This is a genomic window from Lysobacter sp. SCRH-1R (genome assembly GCF_057747855.1).
The window spans coordinates 1,293,319-1,300,212 of sequence record NZ_CM173227.1; the positions used below are offsets into that span (position 1 = coordinate 1,293,319).

General features: G+C 67.4%; 6 protein-coding genes and 2 tRNA genes. 5 read left to right on the plus strand and 3 right to left on the minus strand.

Features of this window, described 5'->3' with window-relative positions; translation table 11 throughout:
• The first annotated feature begins 17 nt into the window (after positions 1-17).
• The 3 genes from csrA to AC3ANK_RS05900 all read left to right on the plus strand — a co-directional run bounded on the left by csrA (position 18) and on the right by AC3ANK_RS05900 (position 661).
• Positions 18-224 (plus strand): carbon storage regulator CsrA, encoded by a 207-nt coding sequence (gene csrA / locus AC3ANK_RS05890; RefSeq protein WP_206859401.1) that lies wholly within the window; start codon positions 18-20, stop codon positions 222-224.
• Between the two features lie 66 nt (positions 225-290).
• Positions 291-383, plus strand: a tRNA-Ser gene (locus AC3ANK_RS05895).
• Between the two features lie 201 nt (positions 384-584).
• A tRNA-Arg gene (locus tag AC3ANK_RS05900) sits at positions 585-661 on the plus strand.
• Positions 662-920: 259 nt separating this feature from the next.
• Here AC3ANK_RS05900 and AC3ANK_RS05905 read toward each other — a convergent pair.
• Together AC3ANK_RS05905 and tviB are read right to left on the minus strand one after the other, a co-directional pair.
• Entirely contained in the window at positions 921-1,979 is a 1,059-nt protein-coding gene (locus tag AC3ANK_RS05905) for an NAD-dependent epimerase (protein WP_484172378.1), read from the minus strand.
• Positions 1,980-1,981: 2 nt separating this feature from the next.
• Entirely contained in the window at positions 1,982-3,250 is a 1,269-nt protein-coding gene (gene tviB, locus AC3ANK_RS05910; protein WP_484172848.1) for a Vi polysaccharide biosynthesis UDP-N-acetylglucosamine C-6 dehydrogenase TviB, read from the minus strand.
• 341 nt (positions 3,251-3,591) lie between these two features.
• Between tviB and AC3ANK_RS05915 the strand changes: the two genes are divergently transcribed.
• Together AC3ANK_RS05915 and AC3ANK_RS05920 are read left to right on the plus strand one after the other, a co-directional pair.
• Entirely contained in the window at positions 3,592-4,356 is a 765-nt protein-coding gene (locus AC3ANK_RS05915) for a 4'-phosphopantetheinyl transferase family protein (RefSeq protein ID WP_484172379.1), read from the plus strand.
• A 149-nt stretch (positions 4,357-4,505) separates the two neighbouring features.
• Positions 4,506-5,900 carry a TIGR03013 family XrtA/PEP-CTERM system glycosyltransferase gene (locus tag AC3ANK_RS05920; protein ID WP_242524971.1) on the plus strand — a complete coding sequence of 465 codons (1,395 nt, stop codon included), beginning with the start codon at positions 4,506-4,508 and terminating at the stop codon, positions 5,898-5,900.
• Between the two features lie 121 nt (positions 5,901-6,021).
• Here the strand turns inward: AC3ANK_RS05920 and AC3ANK_RS05925 are convergent, their stop codons facing one another.
• On the minus strand, positions 6,022-6,720 hold the full coding sequence (locus AC3ANK_RS05925) for a J domain-containing protein (RefSeq protein WP_206859396.1): 699 nt from the start codon (positions 6,718-6,720) through the stop codon (positions 6,022-6,024).
• Positions 6,721-6,894 lie beyond the last annotated feature (174 nt).

Here is a 6,894-nt window from a genome sequence, read left to right on the forward strand (position 1 = left end):
GCCATAGGAGATGTTAGATGCTGATCCTGACGCGTCGCGTCGGTGAGACCTTGATGATCGGCGACTCGGTGACCGTCACCGTGCTCGGCGTCAAGGGAAACCAGGTGCGCATTGGTATTACCGCGCCGAAAGATGTTGCGGTCCACCGTGAAGAGATCTACCAGCGCATCCAGCGCGGCGAAGAGCCGGCGGACAGCGAGTCCGGCAAGCACGGCGCGGGCTGAGAAAACCGTTTGCCGTAATCGGAGCGAGCCGCTATCCTTTGCGCCCGCACCGTTTTGATGTTCCGCGGAGACTTGCCCGAGAGGCCGAAGGGGCTCCCCTGCTAAGGGAGTATGGGGTCAAAAGCTCCATCGAGGGTTCGAATCCCTCAGTCTCCGCCAGTTCCATCGGCCGGCCGGATCGGCCCCAGGATGCAACGCATGCTGGTCGTGCATGACGCCACCGGCGATGTGCATGAGATCCAGACGGTCGCACGAATCCGCGCGGTTCGTGCATGGTTGAAGCGCCTTCAACGGCTTCGATCAAAGTGTTCGAAAAATGTTTGACGAATCGGCAACGATCCTTCATAATTTTTCAACTCAGCGCCCGTAGCTCAGCTGGATAGAGCACCAGGCTACGAACTTGGTGGTCGGGAGTTCGAATCTCTCCGGGCGCGCCATACAAGACAAAAAGGCCGATGCGAAAGCATCGGCCTTTTTGTTTGTGTTCTTTTCGCGGGAATCGGGAATCGGGAATCGGGAATCGCCTCCAACCCGTCGTCCCGGCGCAGGCCGGGATCCAGGCCCGCAACTCACGGGGCACTCCCACGACGAAAACCGCATCCCCGTCATTCCAGCGAAAGCTGGAACCCATTTTCGCTTTTTGCCCGAGACAACGCTTGCTCGATGTCGCGATCGGAAAACGAAAACACACAACCCTCAAACCGCCACAGTCCCCACACCCGCCGACTCGCGCTCGCGCGCAGCGCCATCGCCGTAATACCCGCGATACCACGCAACGAACCGCGCCACGCCTTCCTCCACCGTCACGCCCGGCGCATACCCCATGTCGCGTGCGAGATCGGTGCAGTCCGCTTCGGTGGCCGGCACGTCGCCGGGTTGGAGAGGGAGCATGCGCAGGCTCGCCTTGCGACCCAGGCACCGCTCCAGCACTTCGATGTAGCGCAGCAGTTCGACGCTTTCGCCGCTGCCGATGTTGTACAGCCGATACGGCGCGACGCCGCTGCTCGCCGGATCCGGCGATGCGCCATCCCAGTCGTCATCGACGCGAGGCACGCGATCGAGCGCGCGCACCACGCCCGCGACGATGTCGTCGATGTAGGTGAAGCTGCGCTTGTGGCGGCCGTGGTTGAACACCGGGATCGGCTCGCCCGCGAGGATCGCGCGCGTGAACAGGAACAGCGCCATGTCCGGCCGGCCCCATGGCCCGTACACCGTGAAGAACCGCAGCCCCGTGCACGGCACGCCGTACAGGTGCGCATAGCTGTGCGCCATCGCCTCGTTCGCCTTCTTGGTGGCGGCGTAGAGCGTGAGCGGATGTTCGGTGTGCTGGTGCTCGGAGAACGGCATCGCGGTGTTGGCGCCGTACACCGAACTGGTCGAGGCATACACCACATGTTTGACACCGTGCCGCCGCGCGCCTTCGAGCACGTGCAGGAAGCCGGTGACGTTGCTCGCCACGTACACGTGCGGGTTCTCCGCCGCATAGCGCACGCCCGCCTGCGCGGCCAGGTGCACCACGCGCGCGGGGCGATGCCGTTCGAACAGCGCCTCCACCGCATCGCGATCGGCCAGGTCCCCGTGCACATGCGTGTACGCCGGATGCTCCGCGAACCGTGCCAGCCGCGCGCCCTTGAGCCCCACATCGTAGTAATCGTTGAGATTGTCGAAGCCGATCACCTCGTCGCCGCGCGCGAGCAGGACCTGCGCGACGTGCGACCCGATGAAACCGGCCGTGCCGGTGACGAGCACCTTCATCGTCACAGCCGACCGTCCACCGCATCGCGCGGCAGCACGTACTTGACGTCGTAGACCACCGACACCGGCTTGCCGTAGGCGCGCACGCCCCGCGCGCCCAGCTGCGCGAACTGCCGATGCGCCACAGCGACGATCACCGCGTCGTACCCGCCTTCATCCGGCGAGGCGACGGTGTCCAGGCCGTACTCGTGCGCCGCGTCGCCTGCGTCCACCCACGGGTCGTGCACGTCGACCTGCGCGTTGTAGCCGCGCAGCGCCCGCACGATGTCGACCACGCGCGTGTTGCGAAGGTCCGGACAGTTCTCCTTGAACGCCAGCCCCAGCACGAGGATGCGCGCCTGCACCGGGTTGATCCCCTTGCGCACCATCAGTCGCACGACTTCGCTGGCGATGTACGCACCCATGCCGTCGTTGGTGCGGCGGCCGGCGAGGATCACGTCGGGGTGGTGGCCGATTTCCTGCGCCTTGTGGGTCAGGTAGTACGGGTCCACGCCGATGCAGTGGCCGCCCACCAGCCCCGGGCGGAACGGCAGGAAATTCCACTTGGTACCGGCGGCCTGCAGCACTTCCAGCGTGTCGATGCCGAGCTTGTTGAACAGGATCGCCAGGTCGTTGACGAGCGCGATGTTGAGATCGCGCTGCGTGTTCTCGATCACCTTCGCCGCTTCGGCGACCTTGATCGAACTGGCCTTGTGCGTGCCCGCCTCGATGATCGAACCGTACAGCGCATCGACGAACTCCGCCGCCGCCGGCGTGGAGCCGGAGGTGATCTTCAGGATGCGCGTGAGCCGATGTTCCCGGTCGCCCGGATTGATGCGCTCCGGGCTGTAGCCGGCGAAGAAATCGCGATTGAACACCAGGCCCGACGCGCGTTCGAGGATCGGCACGCACACTTCCTCGGTGCAGCCCGGGTACACGGTGGACTCGTACACGACCACGTCGCCGCGCTTGAGCACCTGGCCCAGCGCCTCGCTCGCGCGCATGAGCGGGCCCAGGTCCGGGCGCTTGGCGGCGTCGATCGGCGTCGGCACGGTGACGATGTAGACGTTGCAGCGCTGCAGCATCCCAAGGTCGCTGCTGCAGCGCAGGCGCTGCGCCTGCGCGAGTTCGGCCGCGTCGACTTCCAGCGTGCTGTCGCGTCCTTCGCGCAGTTCGACCACGCGCTGTGCGTTGATGTCGAAGCCGACGGTGTCGTAGCGCCGGCCGAACGCCACCGCGAGCGGCAGGCCGACGTAGCCCAGCCCGATCACGCCCAGCCGCGTCGTTTCCAGCGTCGGCAATGCCGCCGATGCCGGCGCGCCGTGCACCGCCGCATCGGCGGCCAGGAGGGTGTCTCGCGGGCCGGCGTCGCGCAGTTGCGCATCGCGCATGGCCCGCTGGACCAGCCGTTCCCCAATCTCGGTCTTGTCCATTCGTTGTGCTCTTGGTTTGACGTGACGCCGCCCGGTCCGGCGCGGTCGCCTTGATGCACCAAACGCAGCGACGGCCCGGGACAGGACGTGTCCGCCTTCGATCGATGCCTGCGTTGGTGTTCGTTGAATCCAGAACCGGCCGGACCGGACAGGGGGCGAGGGTGGCGGTCGCATGGCGACAGGCAGCATCGGCGTGCTCGTTGCGCGACGCGTTCGCGTGCGGGCCGATGGCGCCCGGCGCCTGTGCGACCGCCATCGTCGAGTTGCGCGCCTGGCGACCCTGGCGCGACGAGGCCTGGGCGCTGCTCGATGCCGCCGAACGCCAGCGCGTGGCGCAACGCCGCTTCGCGGACGACCGCGAGGCGCTGGCGATGACCTACGCGCTGCACCGCCTGTTCGTCGCGCGGTCCCTGGACCTCGCGCCCGGAGTGGTGAACATCGCGCGCGATGCCGAAGGCGCGCCGCACCTGCCCGGCATCGCGCGGGACGGAAAACCCGTGCGCACCAGCCTCAGTCACGCCGACGGCGTGGCCGCGTTCGCGCTGTGCGCGATGGGGCCGGTGGGCATCGACGTCGAAGCGGCATTCCGCGCCACGGAGCTGCCGGGCATCGCGGAGAGCGTGTGCCACGCGTCGGAATGGCAATCGCTGTCGAACTTCGCCGAACCCGCGCGCAGCCGTGCGTTGCTGGCGTTGTGGGTGCGCAAGGAAGCGCTGCTCAAGGCCGAAGGCATCGGCCTTGCGCGCGAGATGTGCAGTTTCCGCGCCGCCGCCGGCGCGGAGTTCATCCTGGCCGGGAGCGCGCGGGAATCTCCTGCGGCGTGCAGCGTGCGCCTGGCCATGCTCGATGTGGGCGAGCGATGGACCGCGGCCGTAGCGGCGCCGCGCGAGGCCGCGGTCGAATGCCTGCATCTGCAGCCGATATCCGATGCGACTGGCCGGAGCGCTGGCGCAAGGTCGTTGTAACGGTGCAGTGGAGGGGAAGCGGGAAGCGGAGCAGGGCGTAAGGGACGGGAAGCGTGGCGGCTGGATACGCCGTTTCCCGTGGCTCCTGCGCATCCCCAGGTCGGAGACAACATTGCGCGCCCCTGGGCGCGCATCGCTGGAGTGCGGTCATGATGTTCGGCAAGGCGAGTCTGAAGAACCGGGCGTTGCTGCTGCTTTGGCTGCTCGAGGTGCTGCTGGTGATCGCGGCGGTGATGGGCGCGGCGTGGCTGCGCTTCATGAACGATCCCGAAGGCCATGAGATCTTTTCCGAGAACCTCAGCCTGCGCGCGTTGCTGGTGGCGATGTTCGTCACCACCGCGATGGCGGCGCTGGGGCTTTACCAGGTGCACGTGCGGCTGAACCGTTTCGAGTTCGCGCTGCGCCTGCTGGTATCGTTCTCGATCGGCGGCATCGGGCTGATGGTGCTGTACTACCTGGTGCCCATGGCGTACATCGGCCGCGGCGTCATCGTCATCGCGATGATCCTGGGCCTGCTCGGCATCGCGCTGTTGCGCTATTGCGTAATGCACGTGTTCCGCGGCGACCTGTTCAAGCGCCGCGTGCTGGTGCTGGGCGCGGGCCACAACGCGGACCTGATCAACACGCGCATGCGTCGCGGCAGCGACCGCCGCGCGTTCACGCTGATCGGCTTCGTGCCCATCGCCGGCCAGGACGCCTGCGTGCCCGAATCGATGCGCATCGCCGCGCCGGACGGGCTTTCCGATGTCGTGCACCGGTTGCAGATCAGCGAGGTCGTGGTCGCCCCCGACGAGCGTCGCGGCGGCCTGCCGATGGAGGAAATGCTCACCTGCGTGCAGCGCGGCGTGGCGATGACCGACCTTTCGACCTTCTTCGAGCGCGAGGCGGGACTGGTCACGACGAACCTGTGCGATCCGTCGTGGCTGGTGTTCTCCGGCGGTTTCGATCATTCGACGTCGCGCTGCATGAACAAGCGGCTGTTCGACGTGCTCGCCGCGTCCGCGCTGCTGCTGATCGCGTGGCCCTTCATGGTGCTGGTGGCGGCGCTGGTCCGCCTGGAATCCAGCGGCCCGATCCTCTACCAGCAGACGCGCATCGGCGAAGGCGGCCGGCCGTTCGAGCTGATCAAGTTCCGCAGCATGCGCGTGGATGCCGAAGGCGATGGCGTGGCGCGCTGGGCGCAACGCGGCGACGATCGCACCACGCGCGTGGGCAAGTTCATCCGCCTGACGCGGCTGGACGAACTGCCGCAGCTGTTCAACATCCTGCGCGGCGAGATGAGCATCGTCGGCCCGCGTCCGGAACGCCCGCAGTTCGTCGACATGCTCAGCCGCGAGATCCGCTACTACGCCGTGCGCCATTGCGTGAAGCCGGGTCTGACCGGCTGGGCGCAGCTGCGCTATCCGTATGGCGCCTCGGTGCGCGATGCGGAGGAGAAGCTGAAGTTCGACCTGTTCTACGTCAAGAACCACGGCCTGGTGTTCGACCTGATCATCCTGTTGCAGACGGTCGAGGTGGTGCTGTTCCAGCGCGGTTCGCGCTAGGGGTTCCCGTGTTTCTGTAGCCCGGGCAAGCGAAGCGCACCCGGGCCAGGCGCCGCAAATCCCGGGTGCGCTTCGCTTACCCGGCTACAAACGCTGGCTCGCGTTGGGTGAGCTGCGATCGTTACGGCCCGAACACGTCCGCGTCGCCGCTTTCTTCCTGGCGAACCGGTCGCGGCGTGGGCACCAGCAGCCGGTTCGGCGGCACGCTGGCCCAGTCGGCCAGATGGCCGTCCTCGAAGCGCACCCACGACGAGCCGTAATTCCACACGCCGTCCTGCACGCGTTCCGGCGGACCCTGGATCGCGACGACGGCCGCTTCCTCCATGCCCAGTTCCAGGCGCGGCGCATTCGGATCGGCGACCTCCGCCACCGCGCCGTTCGCCTCGGCCTGCGGCGCGAGCTGCGTGCTTTCCGACCAGTGCAGCACCACCATCACCACCACCAGCACGAGCACGCTGAGCACCGCGATGCGCGGCGTCGCGCTGGGCGGCGCATTGCGTCCGGTGGTGGTCATCGTGCGTGATGGCGACGAAGGGCCATTGCTTTCCGACGCAATGCCGGACGCAGGGCGCGGAGCCGCCGCGCCGCGCGGCGTCGAACCCGGCAACCGCCCATGCAGGCGATGGAAACGGATCGCGCCCGAATACAGCGCGGTGAGTTCGGTGAGTGCGTCGTGCGCCTCGTCCGATGCGGTGCGGTCGAGATGCCGGTCCGGATGCAGTTCGGCCACGCGGACGCGATACGCGCGCTTGAGGTCTTCGAGGCTGCAGTCCGGATGCAGACCAAGCTGCATGTACAGAAGCGCGAAGTCCTGGCTCATGGGGCCCCCTTGTCGGCGCCATCCTAGCGCGCCTGCCGGCGCCGTGCATCGGCGCACGAACGTGGCCGCTCGCGCGCGCGCGCGCCGTTTGGATCGACGAGAGGGGCAGGGAATGGCCGGTGCGGGTTCGTCACCGGTCGTGCCGCACGAGGGGCAGGCGATGTCGTGGAATTC